The sequence below is a fragment of the Candidatus Methylomirabilota bacterium genome (genome assembly GCA_036002485.1).
GTDB lineage: Bacteria > Methylomirabilota > Methylomirabilia > Rokubacteriales > CSP1-6 > AR37.
Genome location: DASYTI010000244.1, coordinates 1 through 3,497, shown reverse-complemented (window position 1 = coordinate 3,497; position 3,497 = coordinate 1). Strand labels below are relative to the sequence as shown.

The 3,497-nt window shown below is 68.1% G+C and carries 3 protein-coding genes; 2 read left to right on the top strand and 1 reads right to left on the bottom strand.

The features are described from left to right. Positions 1–129: 129 nt before the first annotated feature. On the top strand, positions 130–1,302 hold the full coding sequence (locus VGT00_21285; GenBank protein ID HEV8533965.1) for an ABC transporter substrate-binding protein: 1,173 nt from the start codon (positions 130–132) through the stop codon (positions 1,300–1,302). Positions 1,303–1,411: 109 nt separating this feature from the next. Further along, entirely contained in the window at positions 1,412–2,299 is an 888-nt protein-coding gene (locus tag VGT00_21280; GenBank protein HEV8533964.1) for an LLM class F420-dependent oxidoreductase, read from the top strand. A 158-nt stretch (positions 2,300–2,457) separates the two neighbouring features. On the opposite strand, the gene VGT00_21275 is transcribed toward VGT00_21280, so the two are convergent. Further along, a partial coding sequence (locus VGT00_21275; protein HEV8533963.1) for an ABC transporter substrate-binding protein occupies positions 2,458–3,497 on the bottom strand: 1,040 nt, incomplete at its 5' end.

Below are 3,497 nucleotides of genomic sequence, written 5' to 3'. Positions count from 1 at the left end.
CCCGACACCGCGCCGATGAGCCCAGGGTAGGCCGAGCGGCTCATCAGCCGAGAGGGGACGGGCCAGAAAAGATGATGGGCAAATACCGCGATGGGACTATTGTTGCAGCGTATGCCCCGTCGTTGGCCCATGGTGTCGGCTCTCGCGGTGGCGCTGGGGCTGGCTGTCTCCCAGCTGGCCTGGGCCCCGCCGTCCTGGGCGATATCGCCGGCGGTGGTCCTCGAGGCCTTCTTCTCTCGCGCCAACACCGTCTTGCGGTCCGTGGATCCGGAGCGCGGACTGGACGAGCCCCGCCAGGCCATTCTGAGCCTCGTCAACGAGGTCTTCGACTTCCCGGGGGCGGCCGCGCTGGCCCTCGGCCCCGTGTGGCAATCGAGGACGCTCGAGCAGCAGAAGGAGTTCGTCCGGCTCTTTGCCGGGTTCCTCGAGCGCGGCTACATCGCGGTGATCGGCTCGAAGGCGAGCATGGGCGACGGAGTGAGGATCCAGTTCCTGGGCGAGTCCGTGGCGGGCGACTCGGCCACCGTGGCCACCACCCTGCTGACCCGCAATGGCAGCGAGCTTCCCGTCGACTACTCGATGGTCCGGCGCGGGGACCGCTGGGCGGTGCGGGACGTGATCATCGACGGCGTCAGCCTCGTGGCGAACTACCGGGCGCAATTCAATCGCATCCTGCGCACCGTCTCGTACGCGGACCTCCTCGCGAGGATGCGGACCGATGCGCCTGATGCGACCCTGCCCACCCTCGTGGCGGTGATCCCGGCCTCCGCGGCGGTGCCGGCCGCGCCGAAGGCAGAGGCCGACGCGCGGAGCCAGCGCATTCCGGAGCCGACGAGCCCGCTCCTCCTGACCCCGGCCGCCATCGCGCAGACGGGCATTCGCCGGGAGCTTCTTCTCACGGTTCGCGCGGGCGAAGAGGCGGTCTCGAGGGAAGAGCACGCCCCCGTGAGGGTGTCAGAGCCCGTGAAACCTGAGCCCGCGAAATCTGAACCCGCGAAGTCTGAACCCATGAAGTCTGAGAAGCTGGAGCCGGCGAGCAAGAGCCGCGTCGCGGCGACCTACTACTGGGTTCAGGTGGGCGCTTTCAGGACGGTCGACGCCGCGGTTCAGCTCGCGGACCGGCTCCGCCGCCAGGGCGTGACGGCCCTGCACAGCTCGCTCTCTGGCGCGGCGGGCCAGCCGGCGGACATGCTGGCCCGGGTGCGGGTCGGCCCCTTCTCGAACCGCACGGAGGCCCTGGCCACGCTTCGCGAGCTGATGGCGCGAGGCTATGCGCCCTTCATCGCCGAGGGCCGCGACTGACGATCAGGCAGTTCCTCGTTTCCCGGCCCGCCCGCTCTCTGATTTTGCGCTAAGCTACACCGACAAATCCCGCGTGACACGTCCGTAGCGACTCTCCAGGAGGCGGCTCATGAATATCGGCGTTGTCTTTCCACAAGTCGAGATCGGGCAGGACCCGGGCGCCATCCGTGACTACGCCCAGGCCGTGGAGGCCATGGGGTACACGCACATCCTGGTCTTCGACCACGTGCTGGGCGCCAATCCCGAGCGGCCCGGCGGATGGAAAGGCCCGTACACCTATCGGCACGCGTTCCACGAGCCCTTTGTCCTGTTCGGGTTCCTGGCTGCGGCCACCCGTCGAGTGGAACTGGTCACGGGCATTCTGATTCTTCCCCAGCGGCAGACCGCCCTCGTGGCGAAGCAGGCGGCGGCCGTGGACGTCCTCTCCGGAGGCCGTCTCCGGCTGGGGGTGGGGGTCGGGTGGAATCCCGTCGAGTTCGAAGCGCTCGGCGAGAACTTCAAAAACCGCGGGAAGCGCATCGAGGAGCAGATCGAGGTGGTGCGCGCCCTCTGGGCCAAGGAGCTGGTCACCGTTCAAGGGCAGTGGCACAGGATACCCGACGCCGGCATCAATCCTCTGCCGAAGAGGGGTGTGATTCCCATCTGGATGGGGGGCGAGAGCGAGGTGGTCGTCCGCCGGGCCGCGCGGATGGCGGACGGGTGGATGCCGCACTTCCGCCCCGGGACGGACGCGCAGGCCGTGGTGGACCGGCTCCACGGCCTCGTTCGCGAGGCGGGGCGGGATCCTGCCTCCTTCGGCATCGAGGGGCGGATGACCCTGTCCCAAGTCGCCCCCGAGCAGAGAGCGAAGGAGCTTGCGGCATGGCGGGCCATGCGCGGGATCACGCACCTCTGCATTCACACGGTCGGGGTGGGCCTGAAGACGGCGGACGAGCACGTGAAGGCCCTGGAGGACTTCAAGAAGAGCGTCGTGGATCGTGTCGAGGCGCTGGCTTGATCACACCCACGCGCGGTGACAGCATCGGCTCGAGATGCCAGACGGTTCATCGGCGCGGTGACAGCCGGTGACAGCCGCAAGAGCGCACGAGCAGGTGACCAATGGCCGAGAACGGGCTTTATGTTACTTACGCACCGCACATAGCCGCGTTGGCTCAGCTACGGCTTCGCCCGGAGATCCTCGTAGGGCGCTGAGTACGGAAGGTAGTCGATCAGGCCGATGCCGGGCTGATCGATGCCGGTACGAACCCCGTTGAGCTGCGCCACCTGCCAGATCGGTGCGAACATCACGCGCTCGGAGGCGATCCGTTGGATGGCGTGGAGCAGCGCCTCCCGCTTGGCGCGGTCGGGCTCCCGCGCCTCCTGCTTAGACAACTCGTCGATCTCCGGGTACGAGCCGAAGGCCAAGTCGCCGCCGGAGACCATGTGTCGCTCGATCCGCGTGACCGCGTTCCCGAAGCTGGCGCTCTGCGCCTGGAGAAGCTGGGTCGCTTTCTTCTCCCGCGCGAAATTCCCAAACGCCGCCCGTTCGAGTGGCCGCAGACGCGTCCGGATCCCGACCGCCCCGAGGTAGTTGATGACGGTCTCGGCGACGCTCGCGAAGGGGATCTCGCACACGTAATCACCGGCGTCGAACCCGTTGGGATAGCCGGCCTCTGCGAGAAGCTTCCTCGATTGTGCCGGATCGTAGGGTATGGCGGGGGCCGGCCACGCGAACTCGAAGCCCGAAGGAATGATGCTCGCGGCCACCCTGGAGAAGCCGAGCGTCTCGGCCTGGTTGATCGCCTGTCGGTCGATCGCGAGCGAGGCGGCCAGCCGCACCCGGCGATCATGCCATGGCGACCTGGGATCCCACTGCCCCTTCGTGAAGTCGACCCAGTGGGTGGCGGCCAGGAGCGCTCGCGTGAGCTTCAGTCCCGGAGTTCTCTGTACTTCCTCGGCGAGCGGGCCGCGGATGTTGTACGCGATGTCGACCTCGCCGCGCTTGAGCATCGTCAGGCGCGTGCTGTCGTCGGGGACGCTGCGGAAGACGAGCCGCTTGACCGCGGGGACCTTCCGCCAGAACGCCTCGTGCGCCTCGAGGACCAGTTCCACGCCCGGCGTGAACGAGACGAACCGATAGGGGCCGGCGCCCACCGGCGCGCGCTTGAATCCGTCCTCGCCCACGCGCTGCACGTACCGCCGGGGAACGATCCAGC

Coding starts and splice junctions, on each gene's coding strand:
- VGT00_21285 (HEV8533965.1), top strand. CDS start 130: ATGGTGTCGGCTCTCGCGGTGGCGCTGGGGCTGGCTGTCTCCCAGCTG.
- VGT00_21280 (HEV8533964.1), top strand. CDS start 1,412: ATGAATATCGGCGTTGTCTTTCCACAAGTCGAGATCGGGCAGGACCCG.